23 protein-coding genes and 2 riboswitches are annotated in these 26282 nt (G+C 68.8%); of the genes, 13 read left to right on the top strand and 10 right to left on the bottom strand.

What is annotated here, in order from left to right; all coding sequences use genetic code 11:
- Window positions 1–53: 53 nt before the first annotated feature.
- The gene (locus tag IPF36_RS11195; RefSeq protein WP_133093390.1) at window positions 54–572 is read left to right on the top strand and encodes an Lrp/AsnC family transcriptional regulator; all 519 of its coding nucleotides are present in this window, start codon (window positions 54–56) and stop codon (window positions 570–572) included.
- 11 nt (window positions 573–583) lie between these two features.
- On the opposite strand, the gene IPF36_RS11190 is transcribed toward IPF36_RS11195, so the two are convergent.
- Window positions 584–1507, bottom strand: a complete 924-nt coding sequence (locus IPF36_RS11190) for a LysR family transcriptional regulator (RefSeq protein ID WP_133093389.1) — start codon at window positions 1505–1507, stop codon at window positions 584–586.
- A 283-nt stretch (window positions 1508–1790) separates the two neighbouring features.
- Between IPF36_RS11190 and IPF36_RS11185 the strand changes: the two genes are divergently transcribed.
- Genes IPF36_RS11185 through IPF36_RS11175 form a run of 3 tightly spaced genes read left to right on the top strand, consistent with a single transcriptional unit; the run spans window position 1791 to window position 3877 of the window.
- Window positions 1791–2249 (top strand): MaoC family dehydratase, encoded by a 459-nt coding sequence (locus IPF36_RS11185; RefSeq protein WP_135703518.1) that lies wholly within the window; start codon window positions 1791–1793, stop codon window positions 2247–2249.
- Window positions 2250–2287: 38 nt separating this feature from the next.
- Entirely contained in the window at window positions 2288–3454 is a 1167-nt protein-coding gene (locus IPF36_RS11180) for a thiolase domain-containing protein (RefSeq protein ID WP_135703519.1), read from the top strand.
- A 24-nt stretch (window positions 3455–3478) separates the two neighbouring features.
- Entirely contained in the window at window positions 3479–3877 is a 399-nt protein-coding gene (locus IPF36_RS11175) for a Zn-ribbon domain-containing OB-fold protein (protein WP_135703520.1), read from the top strand.
- Window positions 3878–4010: 133 nt separating this feature from the next.
- Here IPF36_RS11175 and IPF36_RS11170 read toward each other — a convergent pair whose 3' ends face one another.
- Window positions 4011–5276: a D-amino acid dehydrogenase gene (locus IPF36_RS11170; protein ID WP_195427980.1), complete on the bottom strand. Its 1266-nt coding sequence runs from the start codon at window positions 5274–5276 to the stop codon at window positions 4011–4013.
- A gap of 54 nt (window positions 5277–5330) precedes the next feature.
- Window positions 5331–5461, bottom strand: a riboswitch (glycine riboswitch).
- A riboswitch (glycine riboswitch) is annotated at window positions 5462–5563 on the bottom strand. It abuts the riboswitch before it with no gap.
- A 254-nt stretch (window positions 5564–5817) separates the two neighbouring features.
- Between IPF36_RS11170 and IPF36_RS11165 the strand changes: the two genes are divergently transcribed.
- From IPF36_RS11165 to IPF36_RS11155, 3 genes are read left to right on the top strand one after another with little or no spacing between them, the layout of a single operon-like run.
- Complete coding sequence (locus IPF36_RS11165; RefSeq protein ID WP_135703522.1) at window positions 5818–8103, top strand: TonB-dependent receptor; 2286 nt, start codon at window positions 5818–5820, stop codon at window positions 8101–8103.
- Window positions 8104–8135: 32 nt separating this feature from the next.
- Window positions 8136–9359: a sialidase family protein gene (locus IPF36_RS11160; protein WP_195428001.1), complete on the top strand. Its 1224-nt coding sequence runs from the start codon at window positions 8136–8138 to the stop codon at window positions 9357–9359.
- Entirely contained in the window at window positions 9356–9856 is a 501-nt protein-coding gene (locus tag IPF36_RS11155; protein ID WP_135703523.1) for a hypothetical protein, read from the top strand. Before IPF36_RS11160 ends, IPF36_RS11155 begins: the two co-directional genes overlap by 4 nt.
- 51 nt (window positions 9857–9907) lie before the next feature.
- Here the strand turns inward: IPF36_RS11155 and IPF36_RS11150 are convergent, their stop codons facing one another.
- Window positions 9908–10384, bottom strand: a complete 477-nt coding sequence (locus IPF36_RS11150; protein WP_135703524.1) for a DUF3597 domain-containing protein — start codon at window positions 10382–10384, stop codon at window positions 9908–9910.
- 132 nt (window positions 10385–10516) lie between these two features.
- Window positions 10517–11458, bottom strand: coding sequence for a LysR family transcriptional regulator (locus IPF36_RS11145; protein WP_133093381.1), 942 nt, complete (start codon window positions 11456–11458; stop codon window positions 10517–10519).
- A 132-nt stretch (window positions 11459–11590) separates the two neighbouring features.
- Here IPF36_RS11145 and IPF36_RS11140 point away from each other — a divergent pair, with 132 nt between their 5' ends.
- The 5 genes from IPF36_RS11140 to IPF36_RS11120 all read left to right on the top strand — a co-directional run bounded on the left by IPF36_RS11140 (window position 11591) and on the right by IPF36_RS11120 (window position 17932).
- Complete coding sequence (locus IPF36_RS11140; RefSeq protein WP_133093380.1) at window positions 11591–12676, top strand: tartrate dehydrogenase; 1086 nt, start codon at window positions 11591–11593, stop codon at window positions 12674–12676.
- A gap of 177 nt (window positions 12677–12853) precedes the next feature.
- Window positions 12854–14164 carry a glycerate kinase gene (locus IPF36_RS11135; protein ID WP_240745761.1) on the top strand — a complete coding sequence of 437 codons (1311 nt, stop codon included), beginning with the start codon at window positions 12854–12856 and terminating at the stop codon, window positions 14162–14164.
- Window positions 14161–15579, top strand: a complete 1419-nt coding sequence (pyk, locus tag IPF36_RS11130; RefSeq protein ID WP_135703526.1) for a pyruvate kinase — start codon at window positions 14161–14163, stop codon at window positions 15577–15579. Before IPF36_RS11135 ends, pyk begins: the two co-directional genes overlap by 4 nt.
- A gap of 10 nt (window positions 15580–15589) precedes the next feature.
- Entirely contained in the window at window positions 15590–16876 is a 1287-nt protein-coding gene (gene eno / locus IPF36_RS11125) for a phosphopyruvate hydratase (protein ID WP_195427979.1), read from the top strand.
- Window positions 16877–16945: 69 nt separating this feature from the next.
- Entirely contained in the window at window positions 16946–17932 is a 987-nt protein-coding gene (locus IPF36_RS11120; protein WP_133093377.1) for a tripartite tricarboxylate transporter substrate binding protein, read from the top strand.
- Between the two features lie 72 nt (window positions 17933–18004).
- On the opposite strand, the gene IPF36_RS11115 is transcribed toward IPF36_RS11120, so the two are convergent.
- From IPF36_RS11115 to IPF36_RS11105, 3 genes are all read right to left on the bottom strand, one after another.
- A complete protein-coding gene (locus tag IPF36_RS11115) occupies window positions 18005–18994 on the bottom strand; it encodes a tripartite tricarboxylate transporter substrate binding protein (RefSeq protein WP_135703528.1) in 990 nt (329 codons plus the stop codon).
- Between the two features lie 67 nt (window positions 18995–19061).
- Window positions 19062–20048, bottom strand: a complete 987-nt coding sequence (locus IPF36_RS11110; protein WP_135703529.1) for a tripartite tricarboxylate transporter substrate binding protein — start codon at window positions 20046–20048, stop codon at window positions 19062–19064.
- 39 nt (window positions 20049–20087) lie between these two features.
- On the bottom strand, window positions 20088–20837 hold the full coding sequence (locus IPF36_RS11105; RefSeq protein ID WP_135703530.1) for a GntR family transcriptional regulator: 750 nt from the start codon (window positions 20835–20837) through the stop codon (window positions 20088–20090).
- Between the two features lie 121 nt (window positions 20838–20958).
- Here IPF36_RS11105 and IPF36_RS11100 point away from each other — a divergent pair, with 121 nt between their 5' ends.
- Window positions 20959–21807: an amidohydrolase gene (locus IPF36_RS11100; RefSeq protein ID WP_135703531.1), complete on the top strand. Its 849-nt coding sequence runs from the start codon at window positions 20959–20961 to the stop codon at window positions 21805–21807.
- Here IPF36_RS11100 and IPF36_RS11095 read toward each other — a convergent pair.
- Genes IPF36_RS11095 through IPF36_RS11085 form a run of 3 tightly spaced genes read right to left on the bottom strand, consistent with a single transcriptional unit; the run spans window position 21804 to window position 26273 of the window.
- Window positions 21804–22496 carry a DUF2894 domain-containing protein gene (locus IPF36_RS11095; RefSeq protein ID WP_135703532.1) on the bottom strand — a complete coding sequence of 231 codons (693 nt, stop codon included), beginning with the start codon at window positions 22494–22496 and terminating at the stop codon, window positions 21804–21806. The two genes, IPF36_RS11100 and IPF36_RS11095, sit on opposite strands and share 4 nt — an antisense overlap.
- Entirely contained in the window at window positions 22489–23139 is a 651-nt protein-coding gene (locus tag IPF36_RS11090; RefSeq protein ID WP_133093371.1) for an OmpA family protein, read from the bottom strand. The genes IPF36_RS11095 and IPF36_RS11090 overlap by 8 nt, the downstream gene beginning before the upstream one ends.
- The gene (locus tag IPF36_RS11085; RefSeq protein ID WP_195427978.1) at window positions 23136–26273 is read right to left on the bottom strand and encodes a DUF802 domain-containing protein; all 3138 of its coding nucleotides are present in this window, start codon (window positions 26271–26273) and stop codon (window positions 23136–23138) included. Before IPF36_RS11085 ends, IPF36_RS11090 begins: the two co-directional genes overlap by 4 nt.
- Between the last annotated feature and the right edge of the window lie 9 nt (window positions 26274–26282).

The raw sequence follows: 26282 nt of genomic DNA, 5'->3' as shown, positions 1-26282 counted from the left end.
GTAACACAGTATAAAAATTCTCAATAGATGCCAAAATCCGGAATTGTTACATCATGAACGACACCTCGCTCAGGCTCGATCGCATCGATATCGCCATCCTCAACCAGCTGCAGCAGAACGCCCGCATCACCAATGCCGAGCTGGCGCGCGCCGTGAACCTGTCGCCGACGCCTTGCTTCAACCGCGTCAAGGCGCTGGAGAAAATGGGATTGATCAAGCAGCAGGTCACATTGCTGAATGCCGAGGCGCTGGGCCTGCGCATCAATGTGTTTATCCAGGTCAGCCTGGAAAAACAGGTGGAAGACGCGCTGCGCCGCTTCGAGGCGGCAATCGACAAGCGGCCCGAAGTGATGGAGTGCTACCTGATGACCGGCGATGCGGACTACCTGCTGCGCGTTGTCGTGCCCAGCATGCAGAGCCTGGAGCGCTTTATCCTGGAGCAGCTGACCAAGATCCCTGGCGTGTCCAATATCCGGTCGAGCTTCGCGCTGAAGCAGGTGCGGTACCGCACGGCGCTGCCGCTGCCGGCGGGCGGATTGACCTTGAGCCTGGCGGAAGAAGAGGGCGAATAGCCTGCTGCGGGCTACGGCGCGCCACGCTCCTCGTTGCCGCCATCCACCGCGAATTCCGACAACGCCACCTCGCGGAAATGCCGAACCACCGGGGTGTCGTGCGCCGGCAGCCAGGTGAGCGCCAGGCCGATACCGGCACTGTCCGGATAACCCGCCAGGTCGCGGATCACCATGCGGTCGTTGGCAAAGCGCTGCATGATCGACGGCACCAGGGCCACGCCCAGCCCGCTCTCCACCAGCGCCAGCACGGTCTGCACCTGCGTGGCCTCCTGCGTGACGCGCGGCTGGAAGCCGGCCACCTGGCACGCCGACAGCGCGGCGCTGCGCAGGCCCGACGCTTCGGCCTGCTCGTACATGACAAAGCGCTCCTGCGCGAGGTCGGCCAGCGTCAGCGCGGGCTTGCCCGCCAGCGGGTGGCTGCGCGGCAGGGCGGCGACAAAGCGGTCGCGCTCCAGCAGCGCCAGCGCGGTATTGCCCGGCGTCAGCAGCGGCGTGCGCACCAGGCCCACGTCCAGCGCCTCGTCTTCCAGCCATTGCATGATGCGGGTCGAGGTCGCTTCGCGCAGCACCAGTTCGACGCCGGGGTATTCATTGCGGAAGCGCGTCACCAGCCGTGGCAGCAGGTGCGAGGTCGTGGTGCCGACAAAGCCCACCCGCAAGATGCCGGCCATGCCGCTGCTGGCCGACTGCACCAGCTCGCTGAACTGGCCGGCGTGGAACAGGATGCGCCGGGCCTCGGCCAGCGCGGCGCGGCCGGTCTCGGTCAGCGTGACGCCGCGCGGCTCGCGCACGAACAGGGTGGCGTCGAGCTCCGACTCGAGCTTCTGGATCGAGACCGTCAGCGCGGGCTGGGCGATATGCAGGCGCTCTGCCGCGCGGCGGAAATTGAGGGTCTCGGCCAGCACGACGAAGTGCCGGATGCGGCGCAGTTCCATGGGGTCAGCGGGGATGCGGGAGCCACATCTTAGTGCGCCGCGCGCCCCCCGGGCAACCGCGCGCGCCGGGTGGGTCGATAAACAGCGCTTATCGATCGCGCGGCAAACGATATTGGACGCCGGTTCCGCGGCGTCGCTACACTCGATTGCAAGCTGCCGTGCAGCAACAGATTCCGTATCAAGGAACACTCAAGGAACACAACGGAGACAGCCGGCCGGGCGCAGGCCGATCGCGCCGATCGCGCCCGCCGCGCCTGACCAGGCCTGGACCGACAGGAGCCTCATGCACAGCATTGCATCGCTCGACGACCTGCGCGCGCTTTGCGCCGCGCCCGCCGCCGTGAGCGAGTATTTCCCCATCGGGCAGGACGCCATCGATACCTTCGCCGAGCTGACGCATGACCGGCAGTGGATCTACGTGGACCCCGAGCGCGCCGCGGCGGATTCGCCATACGGCTGCACGGTCGCGCACGCCTTCCTGATCGTGTCGATGGTGTCGGCGGCGTTCGGGCAGTGCTTTACCTTTCCGGGCCGCAAGCTGGCGCTGAACTATGGCTTCGACCGGCTGCGCTTCACCGGCCCGGTGCCGGCCGGCGCGCGCGTGCGCGGCGCGTTCACGCTGCAGCAGCTCGACGAAGTCCGCCCCGGTGAAGTGCGCTGCCACTGGAAAGTAGAGATGCAGGTCGAAGGCAGCGAGCGGCCGGCCATGGTGGCGACCTGGCTGGTGCAGATGCGCTTCTGAAGTTCCCCAATATCAATCCCAAGCAGGACGAGACTCCCATGAGCATCAAAGGCAAGGCATATATCGTCGGGGCCTACGAGCACCCGACCCGCAAGGCGCCGGACAAGTCGGTGGCGCAGCTGCACGCGGAATCCGCGCGCGGCGCGCTGGCCGATGCCGGCCTGACCCTGGCGGACGTGGATGGCTACTTCTGCGCCGGCGATGCGCCGGGGCTGGGCGCCACCAACATGGTCGACTACCTCGGCCTGAAGGTGCGCCACGTGGACTCCACCGACACCGGCGGCTCCGCCTACCTGGTGCATGTCTCGCACGCCGCGCAGGCCATTGCCGCCGGCAAGTGCAACGTGGCGCTGATCACGCTGGCGGGCCGGCCGCGCTCCGAAGGCTCGACCGGCACGCAGGCGCGCAACTGGGGCGCCAACCTGCCGGACGCCCCGTTCGAGGCGCCGTTCAATCCCGTCACCGTCAACCTGTACGCGATGGTGGCGATGCGCCATATGTACGAGTACGGCACCACGCCCGAGCAGCTGGCATGGGTCAAGGTGGCGGCGTCGCACCACGCGCAGCACAACCCGCACGCGATGCTACGCAACGTGGTCACGGTGGAAGAGGTGCTGAACTCGCCGTTGATCGCCGACCCGCTGCACAAGCTCGACTGCTGCGTGGTGTCCGACGGCGGCGGCGCGCTGATCGTGGCGCGGCCCGAGATCGCGGCCACGCTCAGGCGCCCGAAGGTGAAGATCATCGGCGCCGGTGAATACGTCAAGGGCCAGCTCGGCGGCGAGGTCGACCTGAGCTGGTCGGGCGCGAAGTTTTCCGGCGCGGCCGCGTTCGCTGAAGCCGGCGTGACCCCGGCCGACATCAAGTACGCCTCGATCTACGACAGCTTCACCATCACCGTGCTGATGCAGCTGGAAGACCTGGGCTTCTGCAAGAAGGGCGAAGGCGGCAAGTTCGTGGCCGACGGCAACCTGATCTCGGGCGTCGGCAAGCTGCCGTTCAATACCGATGGCGGTGGCCTGTGCAACAACCACCCGGCCAACCGCGGCGGCATCACCAAGGTGATCGAGGCCGTGCGCCAGCTGCGCGGCGAGGCGCATCCGGCGGTGCAGGTGAAGAACTGCGACCTGGCGCTGGCGCAAGGCACCGGCGGCTACCTGGGCTCGCGCCACGGCAGCGCCACCCTGATCCTCGAGCGCGAATAATGAACGATCGCCGGAGCAACTGACATGACGACCCCGCACACTCCCATGGCCTACAAGGCCCCGGACGAACAGCCCGACAACATCGAATTCTGGCAGGCCGCGCGCGAAGGCCGGCTGCTGGTCAAGCACTGCCAGTCATGCGGCAAGACGCACTGGTATCCGCGCACGCTGTGCCCGTTCTGCATGGGCGATACGGTCTGGAAGACCGCCAGCGGCCGCGGCACCATCTACTCGTACAGCGTCACGCGCAAGGCTGGCCCGCAGGCGTATTGCATTGCCTATGTGACGCTGGACGAGGGCGTGACCATGATGACCCATATCGTCGATTGCGATCTCGATGAGGTGCGCATCGGGCAGAAGGTGAAGGTCAGGTTCGCGCCCAGCGTGGATGGGGCGCCGGTGCCGGTGTTTGCGCCGGCCTGAGCGGTTCACGGCGGGCGATGGCGCTTCACTCCGTGGAGGCTCCCGCCCTCTCCCCCGTACCTCTCCCACGAGCGGGAGAGGGGCTGGGGGAGAGGGCCAGCGCTGGCAATAGCGAGGCGCTCAACTGGCAATCTCAAGCCTTGGCAAGTCCCAGCGAGCCCACGCCCGAGACTTTCGGCTCAACCAGCGCCTGCGCCACCACCCCCGCCACCATATCCGCCGTCACCGCCGACAGCGTCCAGCCAAGGTGCCCATGCCCGGTGTTGTAGAACACGCACCGGGCCCGCCCCCGCCCAACACGCGGCAGCATATCCGGCAGCATCGGCCGCAGCCCCGCCCACGGCACCACGCTGCGCGTGCTGACGCCGGGGAAGCACTGCTGCACCCATTCCACCAGCGGCCGGATGCGGTCGGCGCGGATGTCGCGGTTGAAGCCGTTGAACTCCGCGGTGCCGGCCACGCGGAAGCGGTCGTCGGCCAGGCGGCTGGTGACCAGCTTGGTTTCATCGTCGAGCAGGCTGACGGTCGGCGCCGCGGTGCGGCTGCCCGCGTCGTTCAGGTTGACGGTGATGGAATAGCCCTTGACCGGATAGATGTTGACGCGGTCGCCCAGCCCGGCGGCCAGCGCGCGGCTGGCGGTGCCGGCGCAGATCACCGCGCCGTCGAAGGTCGAGGTGGCGCTGTCCGCGCCTTCCTGCACGGTCACGCTGGCGCTGCGGCCATCGGTGGTGACCTTGCGCACGTCCTCGCCGTAGCGGCAGTGCACGCCCATGCGCTCGATGGCGGCGGCCAGGCCGCTGGTGAACTTGTGGATGTCGCCGGTCGAATCGCTTTCGGTGAAATAGCCGCCGTAGTAGGTGCCGGCCAGCGTCGGCTCGATTGCGCGCATTTCCGCCGGCGTTACCGCGCGGCGCTCCAGCCCGCCCTGCGCCAGCAGCGCCGAGACGCGGCCCGCGTGCTCGAAGCCCGCCTTGTCGCGATAGATATGCAGGATGCCTTCGCGCTTGTGGTCGAAGTCGATGCCTTCCTGCGCCGCCCACGCGAACAGGTGCTCGCGCGCCGCGATGGCCAGGCGCGCGGTCTCGATGGTGTTGCGGCGGTAATGCGGGATCGAGGCGATGAACTCGGCGAACCAGCTCAGCTTGTGCCAGCTCGGGCGCGGGTTGACCAGCAGCGGGGCGTCGCTGCGCAGCATCCACTTCAGGCCCTTGATGATGGTGGACCAGTGCGTCCACACCTCGGCATTGGAGGCGGATAGCTGCCCGCCGTTGGCGAACGAGGTTTCCATCGCGGCGTAGCGGTGGCGCTCGAACAGGGTGACGGAGAATCCGCGCCGGGCGAGCGCGTAGGCCGTGGTGACACCGGTGATGCCACCGCCGATGACGGCGATTGTCTTCATGATCTGGCAGTCCAGAAACGTCGGGGTGGGAGCCCGCACGCGACATGCGTGGCGGACGCCCCCTCTGTTCCTGACCTGAGAGATTCACGACAGCCGCCGGTGGTGCCCGGGGGTACCGGTGGCGGGGGCCGCTTGCTCCTTCGGTATGCCGGCTGACGATGGCGGCATTCTTCAGAGTGCTGTGACGCGTGATACCGGTCCTTTTGCCTGAGAGTTTCCGGGGCGGTTGCTCCTTCGGCGCTGTCCGCGGCGGCTGCCGCCGGATCAGTCTCTCCCAGCATCACGTTGGCGCGAACGCCAATCCGCGCAAATCTAGAGACAAAGGCCGCAAGTGGATATGCGGGTAAACGCGAATAGAGCCAGTCGTGTTCGCATGGATGGGTCGAGTCGCTTCTTTACCGGCGCGGCGCTATGTCGCACTGCGTCAAGCCGACCCGCCCCCTAGAATGTCAGCACTCGCTACGCGGAGGAAGTGCGCCGTAGCACGAGCCGGATACGGCGCACCGGTCGGGCGAGCCAGAAGAACAGAAAAGGTATTCCAGTGAGAAGAAATCGGATTGCGCTGGCCGCCTCGGCCGCGCTGATGGGCCCCGGCATCGCCGGCGCGCAGCCGGATGAACCCGTCAGCGCGCCGCAGCCCTTGCAGGAAGTCGTGGTCTCGGCGAAGACCGGGCGCGGCGAAACGCCGGCCACGCCGCCCAATACGCCATCGCCCGCCTATGGCATCAGCGCCGCACGCATGGCGGACTTCAACGTGGTCAACACCGAAGACGCGCTCAAGTACGCGCCCAACCTCGCCGTGCGCAAGCGCTTCATCGGCGATATGAACTCGATCATCTCGGTGCGCAGCACTAGCTCGCGCCAGTCGGCGCGCGGGCTGGTCTATGCCGACGGCCTGCTGCTTTCCAACCTGCTGGGCTCCGATTTCACTTTCCCGCCGCGCTGGTCGCTGGTCAACGCCGCCGAGATCGAGCGCGTCGACGTGCTGTATGGCCCGTATTCGGCGCTGTACCCGGGCAATTCGCTGGGCGCGACCGTGCTGATCAGTACGCGCACACCGGAGAAGTTCGAGGGCGATGCCAGCGTGCAGCTATTCACGCAGCGCTTCAACCTGTACGGCACGCACGACAGTTTCAACGGCGTGCACGCCAACGCCTACGTGGGCGACCGCGCCGGGCCGTTCTCGTGGCTGGTCAGCGTCGACCGGCAGGACAGCAAGAGCCAGCCGCTGAGCTTCTACACCGCGGCGCGCTCCAGCGTGCGGGCGACTTCGGCCGACAAGCCCGTGACCGGCGCCTACTTCGACCAGGACCAGACCGGCGCCGACCGCACCGTGATGGGCGTCAACAGCGAGGGCGTCACGCACACCGTGCAGGACCAGCTCAAGCTCAAGCTCGGCTACGACATCACCAATACCCTGCAGGCGCAATTCACCGCCGCCTACTGGCAGCAGGACCGCTCCAGCGCCACCGGCAGCTACCTGCGCGATGCCGACGGCAACGTGGTGTCGAGCGGCCCGGTCAATATCGGCGGCCTCCGCTACGTGATCCCCGCCAACGCGTTTGCGCCGGGCAATGGCGAGGACGCGCGCTGGCTCTACGGCCTGTCGCTGCGCACGCGCAACGAGACCGGGTGGAATTTCTCCGGCGTGGCATCGCTGTTCGATGTCACCAAGGACATCAGCCGCACCGCCAGCACCGCGGGCAATGGCCCGGGCACGGTGACCTATGGCGACGGCACCGGCTGGCGCACGCTCGACCTGAAGGCCGACTACCGCCCGCAGCAGCTCAAGGGCGGCCACTGGGTCACCCTCGGCTACCACTACGACAACTACAGGCTCAGCAACACCACCTACAACACCTCGGACTGGCAGGCCGCCACCATCTCCGCGTTCAACAACGCCTTTGCCGGCAAGACCGAGACGCAGGCGCTGTACGCGCAGGACGCGTGGTACTTCGCCGAGGACTGGAAGCTGATCCCGGGCGTGCGCTGGGAGCACTGGCGCGCCTATGACGGCAGCCGCAGCCAGCCAGGCGTAGATGTCGCCTACCCGGTGCGCAGCGAGTCCAACTGGTCGCCCAAGCTGGCGCTGGAAAAGGCCATCGGTCAGGACTGGCTGGGCCGGCTGTCGCTCGGCCAGGCCTGGCGCTACCCGACCGTCGCCGAGCTGTTCCAGGGCCGCATCACCGGCACCTCGCTGATCAACAACGATCCCAACCTGAAACCGGAGCGCTCCTTCTCGAAGGACCTGACCTTCGAACGCACGGTCGACCGTTCGTACTTCCGCGTGTCGGTGTATGAAGACGACATCCGCGATGCGCTGGTCAGCCAGACCAATACCACGGTGTTCCCCACCGTCACCAGTTTCCAGAACGTGGACCGCGTGCGTACGCGTGGCATCGAGCTTGCCTACGACGGGCGCGACGTGCTGACCAGCGGCTTCGACCTGTCGGCCAGCGGCGCGTACAACCATTCCAAGACGCTGGAGAATGCCAATAACCCGGCATCGGTGGGCAAGTATTTCTATCGCATCCCGCAGTGGCGCGCGAACCTGGTCGGCACCTACCGCTTTACGCCGGCATGGGCCGGCACGCTGGCGATGACCTATTCGGGGCGGCAGTACAATACGCTCGATAACAGCGACGTCAATCCCGACACCTTCGGCGGCACCAGCAGTTTCCTGACCTTCGACGTCAAGGTGACCTACAAGCCCGCCAGGAACGTGCGGCTCGGGCTTGGCATCGACAACCTGACCGACCAGCGTTACTTCGTCTACCACCCGTACCCGGGCCGGACGTTCTACGCCGAGGCCAAGCTTTCCTTCTGAGTGCAGTGACCAGTCCGATCCTGACCATTCCCCTGCAGCGCTTGCCCCGCAGCTTCCGCTTCCTTGCCGCCGGCGTGATCGCCTGCACGGCGTTCGCCGCGATGGCGCAGTCCCATGGCAACCATGCCGGCCACGGTGCGCAAAGCGCGGCGCCGAAGGCGATGAGCGAACTCGGCACCGGCGCCGCCTTCGATCGCGACGGCCGCTTGTGGATCGCCTACAAGGACGGCCAGCACGTGGCCGTGCGCGCGTCGGCCGACCAGGGTCGCAGCTTCGGGCCGGTGCAGCACGTCAACCGCGTGCCCGAAGCCGTGGCTGCTGACCACGACAGCCGGCCCAAGGTTGCCACCGGCCGCGACGGCGAGATCTACGTCACCTGGACCCAGCCGCTGCCCAAGCCCTATACCGGCTTTATCCGCTTCGCGCGCTCCGCCGACGGCGGCAAGACCTTTGCCGCGCCGGTGACCGTGCATGCCAACCGCGACCAGATCGCGCACCGCTTCGACGCGATCGCGGTGGACCCGGCCGGCCGCGTCTTCGTCAGCTGGATCGACAAGCGCGACGTGGTCGCCGCCGAAGCGCGCAGGCAGCCCTATGCCGGCGCTGCGATCTACTACGCGGTATCGGCCGACCACGGCAAGAGCTTCCAGGGCGATTACAAGATCGCCGACCAGTCCTGCGAATGCTGCCGCATCGCGCTCGCGCCGACGCCGGACGGCAAGATGCTGGCGCTGTGGCGCCACGTGTTCCCGCCCAACGCGCGCGACCACGCGGTGGCACTGCTCGGCGCCGACGGCACGCCCGCGCCGATGCAGCGCGCGACCTTCGACGACTGGCGCATCGACGCCTGCCCGCACCACGGCCCGGGCGCCGCGGTGGCGCCGGACGGCATGCTGCACATGGTCTGGTTCAACGTGAAGGCAGGCAAGCCGACGGTATCGGTCGGCCGCTTCCGGGACGGCAAGCTGCAGGCGCAGCGTCCGCTGGACGACCCGCGCGCGCAGCATGCCGATATCGTCGCGCTCGACGACCATCCCATCGTGGTGGCGTGGAAATCGTTCGACGGCCAGCAGACCCGGCTCTCGGCGATGCTGTCGCAGGACGGCGGCAAGACCTGGCAGACGCGCCAGGTTGCCGGCACCGCGCGCGATTCGGACCAGCCGCACCTGCTGCAGCACGGCGGCCGCGCCTACGTGCTGTGGCGCACCGAGGCCGAAGGCTTCCAGGTCTTCCCGCTGGCGCAGGAGGGCGCATGACATTGCGTCGCAAACTCATCGCCGCGCTGGCGGGCGCCACGATCGCGCTCGGCGTCGCCGGCATGGCGCACGCGGCCGAACGCGTATCGGTGTTCGAATCCGCCAGTGCCGCGCAGCTCAGTGCCAGCCAGCAGGGCAAGCCCTTCGTGCTGGTGGTGTGGTCGCTCGACTGCGTCTACTGCAAGCGTAATTTCGAAGCCATCGGCAAGCTGCAGGCGAAGCATCGCAGCCTGCGCGTGGTCACGCTGGCCATGGACCGGCCCGACGCGCTGCCGCAGGTGCAGCAGCTGCTCAAGCGCGTCAACCTGACGCGCGACGCGTGGATGTTCGGCAACGAGCCGCAGGAGAGGCTGCGCTATTCGGTCGATCCCGACTGGATGGGGGAGATGCCGCGCACGTACTTCTATCGGGCCGACGGCCAGCGGCAGGGCGTATCCGGCGTGATCGGCGACGCCGACTGGGACAAGCACCTGCGCTGGGCGGGCATCGGCGGCTGAGGCGGCCGCCGGCCCTTTCCTGAGGCAGCCGCCAACGCTTCCCGGATTTCCTTACGACAAGTCCGCCGGCAGCTTGCCGCCGTTGGCCGCAAGCTCCTGCATCAGGCGCTTGTGCAGCCAGACATTCATCCCGGCGGAATCGTTCATGTCGCCGCTGTAGTGCAGCTCGCGCGCCAGTTCCTTGCGGTGCTCGAGGCTGCTGTCGATGCCCAGCGCCTTCATCGTGTCAACGATGGACGTGCGCCAGTTCAGCGTCTGGCCGCTCTCCCTGACCAGGTTGTCCATGATGGATTCGACGTCGACGCCCGACAGCGGCGTGGGTTTGGCCGCGGCCTGGCCAGCGCTGCCTGCGGGCGTGGTGGCGCCTGCCGACGCGGGCGACGGGCTCGACGGCGCGGGTGCCGCGCCTGCCGAGGTCGGCGTGCCAGCCGCTGTGCCGGCGGATGTGCCGGCGGGGGTGCCCGAAGTCGTGGCAGCCGGCTTGGCCCGGCCCAGCAGCTTGTTGAGGATGTCCTTGAAGATGCTCATGGCGGTGGCCTCCTGTCCGTTTGGATCGCAGCACGTGGAGTACAGCGCCATGCAGGAAACGCACCATCCACGCAGGCCTTGCTTTCGGCGCACCAGGCAGCGCCGGGTTGTAAATGCTGCATGCAGCGACAGTCATGCCGGCACTTTTGCCGGCTCGCCGAACTCGCTGAACTTCGCCGCCATGAACTCGACGAACAGCCGGAGCCGCGACGACAGCTGATGCCGCTGGTGATAGACCGCGTAGATGTCGGCCTCCGGCGTGGCGTACTGCGGCAACACCTGCACCAACCGTCCGCTGCGCAGGAATCGCTCGATATCCCATTCGGCCCGCATCAGGATGCCGTGGCCTTCCAGCGCCCAGTTGACCGCGATCTCGCCGTCGTTGGTGGTCAGGTTGCCGCGCACGCGCACGGTTTCGGTACGCGCCTTGGCCCCCTTGCCGGTGGTCAGGCGCCACACGCCATAGGCGTCGCTGCCCTGCCGGATGCCGATGCAGTTGTGGCGGCGCAGGTCGGCCGGCGTGTTGGGGATGCCGTGATCGCGCAGGTACTTGGGCGACGCGCATAGCAGGCGCCGGTTGGGCGCCAGCTTGCGCGCCACGATGCGTGCATCGGGCGGCTGGCCGAAGCGGATGCAGACGTCGAACGCGTCTTCGTTCAGCGGTGGCGGGTCGGCCGACAGCTGCAGCTGCACGTCGACTTCGGGATAGGCCGCGACGTACTCGGAAATCACCGGCGCCACGTGCATGCGGCCGAACCCCAGCGTGGCATTGACGCGCAGCAGGCCGCTCGGCTTGCCCTTGGAACGCGTCAGCAGCTGGTCCAGGTCCTCGATCTCGCTCAGGATGCGCCGCGCGTGCTCCAGGTAGACCTCGCCCTCGGGCGTCAGGCTCATGCGCCGGGTGGTGCGCGTGACCAGCGGCATGCCGATTCGCGCCTCCATCTGTGCCAGCCGCTTGCTGACCGCCGCGGTTGTGATGCCAAGGTCGCGCGCGGCCGCGCTCAGGCTGCCGGCGGTGGCCACCGACGTGAAAAAGCCCAGTTCCGACGGCTGGATCCCTGCGGACGATGCCATGCCAGCTTTAATCTCAGGTTAAGAATGGTTTAACTTTACAAGCGATCCAAAACCTTGTCCACGGCCCAGAATCCATTCCACGCAATCGTGCAAACACACGGATTCACACGGATTCTGACCAGGAGACAAGAGATGAAGACCTACCGCATCGCGACCATCCCCGGCGATGGCATCGGCAAGGAAGTGATACCCGCGGGCCGCCAGGTGATGGAAGCGCTGGCCGCCGCCGGCGCCGATTTCCGCTTCGAGTTCGAAGACTTCGACTGGGGCGGCGACTACTACCGCCAGCACGGCGTGATGATGCCCGCCGATGGCCTGGACGCGCTGCGCGACAAGGATGCGATCCTGTTCGGCTCGGCCGGCGACCCGCATATCCCCGACCACATCACGCTGTGGGGCCTGCGCCTGAAGATCTGCCAGGGCTTCGACCAGTACGCCAACGTGCGCCCGACCCGCATCCTGCCGGGCATCGACGCGCCGCTCAAGCGCTGCGCGCCGGAAGACCTGAACTGGGTGATCGTGCGCGAGAACTCGGAAGGCGAATACTCGGGCGTCGGCGGCCGCGTGCACCAGGGCCATCCGATCGAGGCCGCCACCGATGTCAGCATGATGACCCGCGTCGGCGTCGAACGCATCCTGCGCTTCGCCTTCAAGCTGGCGCAATCGCGTCCGCGCAAGCAGCTGACGGTGATCACCAAGTCCAACGCGCAGCGCCACGCCATGGTGATGTGGGACGAGGTCGCGGTGCAGGTGGCGAAGGATTTCCCGGACGTCACCTGGGACAAGGAACTGGTCGATGCCGCCACCGCGCGCATGGTCAACCGCCCGAAGTCGCTCGACACCATCGTTGCCACCAACCTGCACGCCGACATCCTGAGCGACCTGGCCGCGGCGCTGGCCGGCAGCCTGGGCATCGCCCCAACCGGCAATATCGACCCGGAACGCCGCTATCCGTCGATGTTCGAGCCGATCCACGGTTCGGCCTTCGACATCATGGGCAAGGGCCTGGCCAATCCGGTCGGCACGTTCTGGTCGGTGGTGATGCTGCTGGAACACCTGGGCGAGCACGCCGCGGCCCAGCGTGTGATGGAGGCGGTCGAGGCGGTGACCGCCAACGCGGCGCTGCATACCGGCGACCTGGGTGGCAAGGCCACCACCGCGCAGGTGACGCAAGCCGTGTGCGAACTGCTGTCCGGCAAGCAGGCCAGGGCAGCCTGAGCGTTCGCGCGCCAACCGCTAGCCGCTAGCCGTCGTGAACGCTCCCCTCTCCCGCGCGCGGGAGAGGGGAGCAAACCAGCGGCATAGCCGCACCGCCTTCCGCCACAAGCAGCACGCCCAGAGCTGTGCCGGGGGGAGCGTTTGCCTTACGAAACACCGAATCAGCAGGAAACAGCCATGATCCATGAGCGCGCCGTGACCATGCCAACGATCGATCCCGACGTGCTGCTGCGGCGCATGTTCGACGCGGCCATCGCCGCCGCGCAGCCGGCACGCACGCTGGCGCGCCACCTGCCCGCAGCGCCGCGCGGCCGCACCATCGTCATCGGTGCCGGCAAGGCCTCTGCGGCCATGGCCGCAGCGCTGGAAGCAGCGTGGCCAGGCCCGCTGCAGGGGCTGGTGGTGACGCGCTACGGCTACGCGGTGCCTTGCGCGCGCATCGAGATCGTCGAAGCCGCGCACCCGGTGCCGGACGATGCCGGGCTGGCCGCCTCGCGCCGCATGCTGGAACTGGTGTCCGGCCTCAGCGAGGACGACCTCGTGATCTGCCTGGTCTCCGGCGGCGGCTCGTCGCTGCTGCCGCTGCCGCTGGCCGGCATCACGCTGGACGACAAGCAGCAGGTGAACCGCGCGCTGCTCAAGTCGGGGGCGACAATCTCCGAGATGAACTGCGTGCGCCGCCACCTGTCCGCGATCAAGGGCGGCAGGCTGGCCGCCGCGTGCTACCCCGCGCAGGTGCTGAACCTGCTGATTTCCGACGTGCCGGGCGACGACGCCATCGACGTCGCCTCCGGCCCGACCGTGCCCGACCCGACCACGTGCGCCGATGCGCTGGCCATCGTCAGGCGCTACGCCATCGACCTGCCTGCCCACGTGCTGGCCGCGCTGCAGTCCGACGCGGCCGAGACGCCCAAGCCCGGCGACCCGCGCCTGCCGCGCATCCGCACCGAGTGGATCGCCACGCCGCGGCTGGCGCTGCAGGCCGCTGCGCAAGCGGGCCGCGACGCCGGCTATGCCGTGCATGTGCTCGGCGACGCCATCGAGGGCGAGGCCCGCGAGGTTGGCAAGGTGCTGGGCGGCATCGCGCTGGCGGCGGCCAGGCACGGCCAGCCCTTTGCCGCGCCGTGCGTGCTGCTGTCCGGCGGCGAGACCACGGTCACCGTGCGCGGCAACGGCCAGGGCGGCCGCAATGTCGAGTTCCTGCTGTCGCTGGCGCTGGCCCTGCGCGGCGAGGCCGGCATCCATGCCATCGCCGGCGACACCGACGGCGTCGACGGGCAGGAAGAGATCGCCGGTGCGGTGATCGGCCCTGACACGCTCGAGCGCGCATGGCGCGCCGGCCTGAACCCGCAGGACGCGCTGGCCGCCAACGACGGCCATGGATTCTTCGAGGCGCTGGGGGACGCGGTCGTGACCGGCCCCACGCTGACCAATGTCAATGATTTCCGCGCGATCGTGCTGACGCGCGCTTCCGGAGCCAACACATGAGACGCCTTCGCAACGCAAAGATCGTGGCCACGCTCGGGCCCGCCAGTTCGGATCCGGCCACCATCGGCCAGCTGTTCGATGCGGGAGCCGATGTGTTCCGGCTCAACTTCAGCCATGGCTCGCATGAAGACCACAAGCAGCGCCTGCACGCCGTCCGCGCGATCGAACAGGAACGCGGCCGCCCGATCGGCGTGCTGCTTGACCTGCAGGGTCCCAAGCTGCGCATCGGCACCTTTGCCGAGGGTCCGGTGCAAGTGGCGGCGCAGGCAGCATTCCGGCTCGATCTGGATGCGTCCGTGCCCGGAAGCGCGCAGCGCGTGAGCCTGCCGCATCCGGAGATCTTCGCGGCGCTGCAGCCGGGCGCGGAACTGCTGGTCGACGACGGCCGGGTGCGGCTGCGCGTGGAGCGCTGCGGCGCCGACTATGCCGAGACCGTGGTCGTCAACGGCGGCACGCTGTCCGACCGCAAGGGCGTCAACGTGCCGGGCGTGGTGCTGCCGCTGTCGGCCATGACCGAAAAGGACCGCGCCGACCTGGACTTCGGGCTGTCGCTCGGGGTGGACTGGGTGGCGCTGTCGTTCGTGCAGCGCGCCGAGGATATCGAGGAGATCCGCCAGATCGTCGACGGCCGCGCCGGCATCGTCGCCAAGCTGGAGAAGCCGGCCGCGATCCAGAGCCTGGAGGCGATCGTCGAGGCGTCCGACGCAATCATGGTGGCACGCGGCGACCTCGGCGTGGAAATGCCTGCCGAACAGGTGCCGTCGCTGCAGAAGCGCATCGTGCGCGCCTGCCGCAAGGCCGGCAAGCCGGTGATAGTGGCCACGCAAATGCTGGAGTCGATGGTGGCCGCACCGGTGCCGACCCGCGCCGAGGCATCCGACGTCGCCACCGCCATCTATGACGGCGCCGACGCAGTGATGCTGTCCGCGGAATCGGCGTCGGGCCGCTATCCGGTGGAAGCGGTGAAGATGATGGACAGCATCATCACCCGCACCGAATCCGACCCGCACTACCACGAAGCCATCCAGGCCTCGCATTCGGCACCGCGTGCCGACGCTGCCGACGCCATCGGCTACGCCGTGCGGCACGTGGCCAGCCTGCTGGGCGCGCCCGCGGCGGTAGCCTATACCAGCTCCGGCTATTCCGCGCTGCGCATGGCGCGCGAACGGCCCGAGGTGCCGATCCTCGGCATGACGCCGCGGCTTGCCACCGCGCGCCGCCTCGCGCTGGCGTGGGGCGTGCACGCGGTGCTCTGCCATGAAGTGGTCGACGTGGTGGAGATGACCGAAGTGGCCAGCCGCACCGTGCTCAAGGAGCAGTTCGGCGCGGCCGGCCAGTCGATCGTGATCTCGGCGGGGCTGCCCTTTACCGTCGCGGGCACGACCAACCTGCTGCGCATCGCGCAGGTCCGGTAGGGGGAGCGAGATGGCTGTCATCAAGGAAATCCTCGGCTACGAGATCCTCGACTCGCGCGGCAATCCCACCGTGGCCGCACGCGTGCTGCTGGCCGATGGCGCGCAAGGGTTCGCGGCAGCACCGTCGGGCGCCTCCACCGGCTCGCGCGAGGCGCTGGAGCTGCGCGACGGCGATCCGCGCCGCTATCTCGGCAAGGGCGTGCGCAAGGCCGTGCAGCATATCAATGTCGATATCGCCCGCACGCTCGCCGGCATGCAGGCAGCGGACCAGGCCGAAGTGGATGCGTGCCTGATCCGGCTGGACGGCACCGCCGACAAGTCGCGCCTCGGCGCCAATGCGTTGCTCGCGGTTTCGCTCGCCACCGCGCGGGCGGCTGCGGCGTCGGCGGGCGTGCCGCTGTACCGCTCGCTTGGGGCAGGGCGCGCCGAGACGCGCCTGCCCTTGCCGATGATGAACATCATCAACGGCGGTGCGCATGCCGACAACAGCGTCGACATGCAGGAATTCATGATCCTGCCCGTGGGCGCGCCCAGTTTTTCCGAAGCGCTGCGCTGGGGCGCCGAGGTGTTCCATACGCTCAAGCGCGTGCTGCGCGAGCGCGGCTTTTCCACCGCGGTCGGCGACGAGGGCGGCTTTGCCCCGGACCTGGCCTCGAACGAGCATGCGCTGGAAGTGATCCTGCAAGCGGTGGAGGCCGCCGGCTTCGGGGCCGGCCGCGATATCGCGCTGGGCCTGGACGTGGCCAGCTCGGAGTTCCATGCCGAGGGCCGCTACGTGCTGGCGTCGGAAGGCCGCAGCTACGACGCCGAAGGCTTTGTCGACCTGCTGGCCGGCTGGGTGCGCCAGTATCCCATCGTCACCATCGAAGACGGCATGGCCGAGCAGGACTGGCGGGGCTGGCGGCTTCTGACTGAGAAACTCGGCGCGCAGGTGCAGCTGGTAGGCGACGACCTGTTCGTCACCAACGCCGCGATCCTGTCCGAAGGCATCGCGCAGGGCGTTGCCAACGCGATCCTGATCAAGCCCAACCAGATCGGCACGCTGACCGAGACGCTGCAGGCCATCGACGTGGCCGAGCGTGCCGGCTATGCGTCGGTGATCTCGCACCGCTCCGGCGAGACCGAGGACACCACCATTGCCGACCTGAGCGTATGCACCGCGGCCACGCAGATCAAGACCGGCTCGCTCAGCCGTTCCGACCGCGTGGCCAAGTACAACCGGCTGCTTTGCATCGAAGCGGAGCTGGGCTGCGCCGCGGCCTTCGCCGGCAGCAGTGCGCTGCGACAACTGCGCTAGTGCCCGAAGCAGCAACCGACAGACAAGCCATGAAGGCTTGCTGAAAATCCATCAGACAGGAGACAAGACATGCATGCAACCGACTTTCTGCGCCGCGTATCGGCATTGACCCTGGCCGCCGCCGGCCTCGCCCTCAGCGGTGGCGCCATGGCGCAAGCCTGGCCGGCCAAGCCAATTACGCTGGTCGTGCCGTTCCCTTCGGGCGGCACCACCGACGTGCTGGCGCGCGCGCTGGGCGACCAGCTTTCCAAAAGCCTCGGCCAGCCGGTGATCGTCGAGAACCGGCCTGGCGCAGGCGCCACGGTCGGCGCCGACTATGTCGCCAAGAACAAGCCGGACGGCTACACGCTGCTGATGGGCGCGGTGCACCACACCATCGCCACCAGCGTGTACAAGAAGCTTCCCTATAGCTTCGAGAAAGACCTCGCGCCGGTGGCCCCGGTGGCGATGGTGCCCAATGTGCTGGTGATCAACGCCGCGAAGACGCCGGCGAAGACTGTCAGCGAACTGGTGGCGCTGGCCAAGCGCGCCTCGCCCGAGTTTGCCTACGGTTCCAACGGCAACGGCACCGCGCAGCACCTGATCGGCACGCAGTTCCAGGCCGCCACCGGCGCGCCGCTGCTGCACGTGCCTTACAAGGGCAGTGGTCCGCTGACCACCGACCTGCTTGGCGGGCAGGTGACCATGTCGTTCGACACGCTGACGCCGGTGCTGCAGCACATCAAGTCGGGCAAGCTGCGTGCGCTGGCGGTGACCACGGCGAAGCGTTCGACCGTACTGCCCGACGTGCCGACGCTGGAAGAGGCCGGCCTGAAGGGATTCGACATCGGCACGTGGTTCGGCGTGATGGCGCCGGTCGCCACGCCGGAGCCGGTCGTGACGCGCCTCAACGCCGAGATCGTCAGGATCGTGAAATCGCCGGATTTCCAGCAGCGCATGCAGGCCATCGGCGCCGAGCCGATGACCAGCACGCCGAAGGAATTCGCGCGCCGCATCCAGGATGAGACGGTGAAGTTCGCAAAGCTGGTGAAGGACGGGAAGGTGACGATCGAATAGATGCTGCCCCGCGGTTTGCTCCCTCTCCCGCAAGCGGGAGAGGGAGCAAACATAGCATCCTCCGGAAGCCACTCAATCCGGCTTGATCTGCGCCCGCGCAATGATCGGCTTCCAGCGCTGCTGCTCCTGCGCGATAAACCGTGCAAACTCCGCCGGCGTATTGCCCACCACGATGGCCGCGTCCGCGCTCAGCCGCTCGACCGAGCTCTGGCTCTTGACGGCCTTGATGGTCGCATCCGCCAGCTTGTCCGCGGCCGCCTGCGGCAGCGTTGCGGGCGCGAGCAGCCCATACCACTGCGTCATCTCGAACCCGGGATACCCTTGCTCGGCCACGGTCGGTACATCCGGCAGCTGCGGAATGCGCTGCGTGGTGCCGGTGGCGATGCAGCGCACCTTGCCGGTCTTGATGAACTGCAGGATTGCCGGCGCGCCCACGGCGGCCGCTTCCAGCCGACCGGAGAGCAGGTCGGTGATCTGCGGGCCGCTGCCGCGGTACGGCACGTGCGTGATGAAGGTGCCGGTCGCCGCCTTCAGGTACTCGAAAGCCAGGTGCCCGGCGCTGCCATTGCCGGCCGAGCCGTAGTTGAGCTTGCCCGGCTTGCTCTTGGCCAGCGCCACGAATTCCTTCAGGTTCTTCGCCGGCACGTCGGGATGCACCACGTACAGGCTTGGCACCTTGGACAGCAGCGAGATCGGGCGGAAGTCCTTGATCGGGTCGTAGGGCAGCTTGGGGAAGATGAACGGGTTCACCGCCAGCGTGCCGATATGGCCGAGGATCAGCGTATGGTTGTCTTCGGCGCGCGCCACTTCGCCCATGGCGATATTGCCGGCGGCGCCCGGCTTGTTTTCCACGAACACCGACACGCCCAGCAGCTTGGTCAGTTCCGCCGCGGTGGAGCGCGCGACGATTTCCGAGCTGCCGCCCGGCGCGAACGGCACTACCAGCCGGACCGGCTTGGCCGGCCACGCCTGGGCGCGGGCGAGCGTGGGGAAGAGGGCGCTGGCGCCCAGTGCCGCGGTCGCTTGCAGCAACTGGCGGCGGGTGTGGTTGACGCGGGTCATGCGGGTCTCCGTGGGTATCCGGTCGTAGTGATTGCGGCGATTGCGCCGCGGCTGGCGATGCCGGCGATCATTCAGGCTTGACGTTGCCGTCTTTGATCACCTTGGCCCACAGCCGGGCCTGGCCGTCGATGAATTGCTGCGCCTGTGCCGGCGGCGCGGCCACCACCTCGCCGCCAAGTTCGGTCACGCGCTGCCGCGTCTCGGGGCTGTGCATCACCTTGTGCAACGCCTCGGCAAATTTGGCGACGATCGGTTCGGGCGTGGCAGCCGGCAGGAAGGCTGCGTTCCACTCATAGACTTCATAGCCGGGCACGCCGGCCTCCTGCATCGTCGGCACGCCCGGCAGCGCGTTGGTGCGCTGGTGGCTGGTGACCGCCAGCGGCTTGAGCTTGCCGGCCTTGATGTGCTGCAGGCTCGATGCAACATTGGCGAAGAACAGCGGCACCTGCCCGGCGATGACATCGGTCATGGCCGGGCCGCCGCCCTTGTAAGGCACGTGCAGCAGGTCCACCCCCGCGCGCTGTTCGAACAGCACGCCCGCCAGGTGCTGCGCCGAGCCATTGCCGGATGAGGCAAACGCTACCGAACCGGGGTTCTGCTTCGCCATCGCCAGCACGTCGCCGACCTTGGTGGCCGGGAAGCTGGCAGTGGAAACCAGCACGTTGGGATAGCGCGCCAGCACGCCGACGGGCTTGAACGCCTTGGCCGGGTCGTAGGGCAGCCTGGCGTAGAGGCTGGGATTCACGGCGTAGGAAGAGGCATCGACCATCACCGTATAGCCGTCGGGCGCCGCCTTGGCGACATAGGCCGCGCCGATCTGGCCGCCGGCGCCGGGGCGGTTCTCCACCACCACCGACTGGCCGAGCTCGCGGCCGAGGCCCGGCGCGATCAGCCGTGCCATCAGGTCGGCGCCGCCGCCCGGCGGATACGTGACGACGATCGTGATGGGCCGCGACGGCCACGTGGCGGCGCTCTCGGCGGCCTGCGCCGGCGCAAGTTGCAGCAGGATGCCGGCGGCGCCGATGGCCGCGCCCAGCGCCTTGATGGAATGCATGAAACGGTCTCCTCGGATGCGGATCAGGATCGGGATCGGTTAGCGGATGTCCGCGGTATAGCGAAAAGCGAAGGCATCGCCCCGGGTCAGCCGGTATTCGATGCAGGTGCCGCGCAGGTCGAAGGCGTGCCGGGTCACCACCGCGCAGGGGTGCGCATCGGGCAGTTCCAGCAACTCGGCCTCGTCATGCGCCAGCGTGCGGAAGGTGACCTCGTCGACCGCGCGGTGCACGGTGATGCCGCACTGGCTGCCGAGCAGCGGATACAGCAGGTCGCCCCATTCCCATACCGGCAACTGCTGCAGCGCTTCGCAACGCGGCAGCGGCAGCCAGATCGATTCCAGCAGGCGCGGCTTGTCGTCCAGCCAGCGGCGGCGCGTGATCGCCAGGCCGCGCGCTCCGGATGGCAGTTCGAAGCGCTCCGCCATGGCCTTGTCCAGGCGCACGGCGCGGCACGACAGGATTTCCGAGCGCGGCACCTTGGCGTCGCCGTCGGCGCCTCCGAAGCGGAAGAAACGCATCGGGCTGGCGCCGGTCAGGCCCTTGCGCACAAAGGTGCCCCGGCCCTGCACGCGTTCCAGCAGCCCTTCCTGCACCAGCACGGCGATTGCCTGTCGGATCGTTCCCAGCGCTATGCCGAATTCTTTCGCCAGGGCGCCCTCGGCGGGTATCGCCTCGCCCGGCGGCCAGTCGCCAGAAACAATGCGCGCCTGGAGCTGTGCGGCGATCTGGCCATACCGGCTCAGGCCGGCCGCGCTGGTGATTTTCTGAAGCAGGTCAATGTCCGCCATCGGTTGTCCGTCGGTCTGGAGCCGTGCTAAATTGTTGTCCATGTCCTCTAGAGGACTAGAATACTGACGCGGGCTTGCTTCCCCTATCCGGAATTACCCGCGGACACAGCAGGGCAGACAGATGAATCAACCCGAAACGCCGGTGGTGGACTGCCACTTCCATACCTTCGATGCCGGCCCGGCAGCGCCCTCCGCTCGCTACCGGCCCCCGTATGCCGCCACGCTGCCGGACTGGCGGCTGCTGGCCGGGGCGCTTGGCGATCCGTTCGGGGTGGTGGTGCAGACCAGCTTCCTCGGCACCGACAACTCCGCGCTGCTGGCGGCGCTGCGCGCCATGCCGGCGCGGCTGCGCGGCGTCGCGGTGGTCGATCCCGACGTATCCGATGCGGCATTGCGCGAACTGGACGACGCCGGCGTGCGCGGCATCCGGTTGAACCTCTATCGCGATCCCGGCTGGCAGCGCATCGGCACAGCGCCGTGGCGCGCATTGTTCGCACGTATCGCCGCGCTGGGCTGGCATGTCGAGCTCCATACCGACAACGGCGACGGCAGCGCGGTGCTGGCCGCGCTGGATGGCGTACTGGGCGAGTCAGGCGTACCGGTGGTGCTCGACCATTTTGGCAGGCCGGGCGCGGCGGGCGTGGCGGACCCGGTGTTCAGCGTGGCCGCGGCGGTGCGAGCGCGTCGGCAGGTGTGGGTCAAGTTCAGCGCGCCATACCGGTTGGTGGCGCCGGGGGCGTGGCGCGAACTGGCGCAGCGCTGGCTGGAAGTGGTCGGTGCCGACCGGCTGCTTTGGGGCAGCGATTGGCCGTGGACCAATCATGAAGCCGGGGAGCGGGCGGGGGAGTGCGGGGAAACCAGCCGCTGGCCCGGAACCGCGCCGGCGGAGGCTTCGCTGAATGAAGCGCTGCGCTGGCGCAATGCCGCGGCGCTCTACGGGTTTGCGATCGCGCCAGGGACGGCGGACTAGCCCGCCGCCTTGCGCGGCCTGGCGCGGGTGGTCTTCTTCGCGCTGGTGGCCCGCACCGCTTCGTTCTCGGCCGGTGCGCCGCCGCGATGCAGTTGCTCCAGCCACGCCATCGCCTCGACATACGAGAAGAACTGCTCCAGGTAGCCTGGCGACACCTCATGCATCAGCGTCAGCGCACGATGCACGAGGTGGTCGGAATTGAGCGGTCCGGCATTGCCCGGCAACTGCGCCTGCGACTGCCGCAACTGCCGGCTCACGCTGACGCGCGACCACGTGTCGCGGAAATAGTCGACCAGTTCCGGCTCGGGTTCGGGACGCACGGCGCGCGCCGGTGCAGCGGCGCGCGGCGCAGGGGCGCTCGGTGCGGACGCGATCCCTGCAGCGCGCGTATTAGCCTTGATGTAGCCGACCAGTCCGGCAAGCGTGCCGATCGGATTTGCGGTGGCTTCCTGTTCGGTTGCTGCGGCCGTTTCGCGCCGCGCAGCGTCTTGCGCCACGGCTTCGCGGTAGCTGTCGACCAGCGCCGCCAGCCGCGCATCCAGCATCTGCCGCACCGCGCCGTCATGGCCGGCCGAGCGCCGCGCCAGCGCATCGATCAGCCGGAAGCGCACCGGGTCGACGCCGGCGGCATCGCTGTCGCGCCAGGCGTCGAGCTGCGCGCGTGCGCTTGCGGCGACGTCTTCAGTCACGCGGCTTCCCCGTCCCCATGGTCACGCGCGGCACCGGCGCGATTTCCACGCGCCGGTTCTTCGCGCGGCTCCCGGCATCGGTATTGGCCGTGACCGGCTGCTGCGAGCCGAAGCCCGCGGAGAACAGCGAAGCGGGCGGCACGCCGGCATCGATCAGCGCGCGCGTCACGGTCAGCGCGCGCTGCGCCGACAGCTCCCAGTTGTCGGCGAAGCGGCGGTTGCCCTCGCGTACCTGCTGGTCGTCGGTGAAGCCGCTGACCATCAGCATCTCGTCGCGCGTGCGCAGGTAGGCCGACAGCGGTGCGGCCAGGCTGCGCAACAGCTCGCGGCCCTCGGGCTGCAGCTGGTCGGAGTTCAAGGCAAAGAGCACGCTGCCGCTGATGCCGATGCGCCCGTTCACCAGCGTCACGCGCCCGGCGGCGAGCGGGCCGGCCAGCGCCTGCTCCAGCGTCTGGCGGCGCTGCGCTTCTTCCTGCCGCTGCCGCACCTCGTCCTCAAGCCGCGCCGACAGTTCGAGCTGCACGCCGATGACGCCTAGCAGCACCAGCACGAACGCGCCCAGCAGCACCGACATCAGGTCGCCGAAGACCGCCCAGGCCGGCACCGTCGGCTCGGCGCCGGCGTCGATGTAGTCGTCCTTCATGCCGCCTCTGCGCGCGGTGCCTGCCGGCCGCCCAGATGCTGCAGGTCTTCCAGGATCTGCTTCTGCGACAGCATGCTGAGGTCGACCACCTCGCGCGCCTGCGCCACGTAGTAGGCCAGCTGCTCATCGCTGCGCGCCATCGACTTGTCGAGCGCGGCCTCGATGCGCTGCAGCTGTTCGGAGAGCTTGTCGTTGGAGGCGCTGAACATCTGCACCGCCACGCCGAAGGCTTCGCCCAGGCTCGCCACCTCGACGGCGCTGCCGGTGACCTGCGCCGCGGCCTGCGCCAGGCGGCCGGTCTCGGACTCTACCTGCTCGGTGAAGCGGCCGCCGACGCGCTCCAGCAGCTCGGACGTGGTCGCGAGCAGCGTGTCGACCGCGGCGCGCTGGCCGGTGGAGGCGTGGTTCACGGCGTCGAGCAGCGTGCCCAGCGTTTCCAGCATGCGGCTGCGCTCTTCCAGCATGGCGTTGTCGCGGGCCATGCCTTCGGTGAGCTTCTGGCGCAGTTCGGCGATGACTTCGGCCGCGGCCCTGGGCGCTTCGGCGGACGCCTGCATCAGGCGCGCGACTTCGGCGATGGTGCTGCTGGCGTGCGCCTCGGCCTGCGCGGTGATGTCGCGCGCGGTCTGCGCCAGCGTGTCGCAGATCTCCTGCTGGCGGCTGGCGCTGTGGCTGCCGGCCTGTTCCCATTGCTGGCGCAGCGAGCCGGCCATGCTGTCGAGGTGGCCGGTCCAGGCGGCCAGGCGCTGTTCGTCGCGCGCGGCCAGCTCGGCCTGCAGGGCGGCGGCGGCCCTGGGCGCCTCGGCGGCGGCCTGCACCAGGCGCTCGATTTCGGCCAGCGTGCCGCTGGCGTGCGCCTGCGTTTCGGTGGAAATCGCTTGCGCGGTCTGCGCCAGTGCTGCGCAGATTTCCTGCTGGCGGGTGGCGGTCTGCGCGCCCGCCTGCTGCCATTCCTGGCGCAGCGTGGCGGCCATCGCGGCGAGGGCTTCGGTCCAGGCTGCGAGGCGTTGCTCGTCGCGCGCGCTCAGTTCGGTCTGCAGGGCCAGCGCGGCCTTCGGCGCGTCGGCGGCGGCCTGCACCAGACGCTCGATCTCTGCGATGGTGCCGCTGGCGTGGGCTTGCGCCTGCGCCGAGATGTCGCTGGCAGTCTGCGCCAGCGCGGCGCAGATTTCCTGCTGGCGGCTCGCGGCCAGTGCGCTCGCCTGTTCCCATTCCCCGCGCAGTCCGGCGGCCATGTTGCCAAGCGCGTCGGTCCAGGCTGCGAGGCGTTGTTCGTCGCGCGCGCTCAGCTCGGCCTGCATGCCCAGCGCGGCCTTGGGGGCGTCGGCGGCGGCCTGCACCAGCCGGTCGATCTCGGCGATGGTGCCGCTGGCATGCGCCTGCGTCTGGGCGGAGATGTCGTTCGCCGTCTGCGCCAGCGCCGCGCAGATCTCCCGCTGGCGATGCGCCGTTTGCACGCTCGCCTGTTCCCATTGCTCGCGCAAGCCGGTAGCCATGGCGCCGAGCGAATCGGTCCATGCGGCCAGACGCTGTTCGTCGCGTGCGGCCAGTTCCGCCTGCAGCGCGAGGGCGGCCTTGGGCGCGTCGGCGGCGGCCTGCACCAGCCGCTCGATCTCGGCGATGGTGCCGCTGGCATGCGCTTGCGCCTGCGCGGCGATCTCGCGCGCGGTCTGCGCCAGCGTCTCGCTGATTTCCTGCTGGCGGCTCGCGGCCTGCGCGCTGGCCTGGTCCCACTGCTGGCGCAGCGCCTCGGTCATGCTGCCGAGCGTGCCGGCCCACGCAGCCAGGCGCTGCTCGTCATGCGATGCCAGGCCCGCCTGCAGGTCGGCGTGCGACTGGCCCACGGTGCACACCAGCGACGCCGCCTGCTGTTCGAATGCCGCCGTGGCGGCGGCCAGCGCCTGCTGGTTGTCGGCGGCGAGCTTCTCGCCGGTGCGGGCCTGCTGCGACAGGGCCTCGGTCCACGCCCGCGCGGTGCTGGCGGAGGTTGTTTCCAGCCGTGCCGCGACCTGCTCGACCAGGCCGGCCGAACGTTGCTCGAATGCCTGTGCAAAGCCGTCGAGCGCGCCGCGCAGTTCGCCCGTCAGGACTTCATTGCTGCGCTGCTGGCTGGCCAGCGCTTCGTTCCAGATCCCGGCGACGCCGGCGGTCGAGGTCTCGAAGCGTGCCGAGATGCCTTCGAGCTGCTGCTGCACGGACTGCGTGACGGCGTCGCGCATGGCGGCGGTCTCGCGCGCCAGGCCGGCCATGGTCGCTTCCACGGCCGGCTGGATCGCCGTGCCGGCGGCGCGCGCGCTGTCGGCAACGCTGTCTTTCAGCGATTGCCCGACCGCGGCGGCCAGCTGCGTGTACACCGTTTCGGTCTTGCCGTGGAAGGCTTCCTGGCTGGCCGCCAGGCGCTCCGCCATGGCCTGGTTCTGCTGCTCCATGGTCGCCATCATGGCCTGCAGCCGGTCGACCAGCGCCGGCATGGCATCGGCCTGGCGCTGCAGCAGCCGGAACGACTCGTCGCGCTGGTGGCTGCGGGAATAGGGGCGCAGCGTGGTGGCGATGCGCGCATCGAGCGCCTGCGCGGCCTGCACGCGTTCGCGCCGGCACAGGGCCGACAGCAGCCCCAGCATGGCCGACGTGGCCACGCCGGCCACCGAGGTGCCGAAGGCGAAGCCCAGCCCCTTCACCGGCGCCGCCAGCGACGCGCGGATCGCCTGCAGGTCGGTCGCGGTTTCCAGCGCCATGCCGGTGCCGCGCAGCGTCGACACCATGCCGAGGAACGTGCCGAGCATGCCCAGCAGCACCAGCAGGCCGACCAGGTACGGCGTCAGCGCCGGCCCCGGCAGCGCTACGCGCTCGCCCTCGACGCGCAGGCGCACCGCGTTGCGCAGTCCCGCGGGCAGGCGCTCCAGCCAGCCATCCAGGCTTGCCGGCGCTTCGGACAGCCCCTGCACCGCCTGCGCCAGCCCCAGCGTGCCCTGCCGGTAGCGCAGCAGCTCATGCGCGCCGGCCACGTAGCAGGCGCCGATCAGCAGCGTGACCGACAACGCCAGCGCATTCGAGCCGGCATAGCCTGCGGCGATCCAGCACACGGCCGCCAGGCCCGCCAGGAAAACAACAAGATGGAAGAAGTATCGGTTCATGGGGTCCTG

The sequence above is a fragment of the Cupriavidus sp. IK-TO18 genome, from assembly GCF_015549295.1.
GTDB classification, from domain to species: domain Bacteria; phylum Pseudomonadota; class Gammaproteobacteria; order Burkholderiales; family Burkholderiaceae; genus Cupriavidus; species Cupriavidus oxalaticus_A.
The sequence above is the reverse complement of the archived record's forward strand: the minus strand, read 5'-3'. Positions and strand labels throughout refer to the sequence as shown.